Origin of the sequence: Achromobacter sp. SIMBA_011, assembly GCF_046535435.1 — a bacterium.
In the GTDB taxonomy this organism is placed as follows: Bacteria; Pseudomonadota; Gammaproteobacteria; order Burkholderiales; family Burkholderiaceae_B; genus Achromobacter; species Achromobacter dolens.
In genome coordinates this window covers 1-249 of record NZ_JAWRWN010000952.1, presented here as the reverse complement: position 1 = coordinate 249, position 249 = coordinate 1, and the positions used below count along the sequence as shown (strand labels likewise).

Annotated in this window: 1 pseudogene; it reads left to right on the top strand. The window is 73.5% G+C overall.

The annotated features are described in order from the left end of the window. A pseudogene (locus SB816_RS33815) lies at positions 1–249 on the top strand (ABC transporter ATP-binding protein); the annotation flags it as partial.

The following is a 249-nucleotide window of genomic DNA, read 5'->3' as shown; positions in this document are numbered from 1 at the left end:
CCCGCTGCTGATGGTCGCGACCGTCTGGTATCTGATCATCCTGACCGTGCTGTCCGCGATCCAGGTGCAGGTCGAACGCCACTATGCGCGCGGCGCGCTGCGCAATCCGCCGCCGTCGGCGTTGACCTTCGTGCTGGCGCTCGCCCGCGCGCTGTGGCGGCGTACCGCGGCACGCAACGCGACCGCGCGCGCGGTTGCCGTCGGCGACGCTGCAGCCGTTGCGCCGCCGCTCGTCGGCGGCGACGTGGC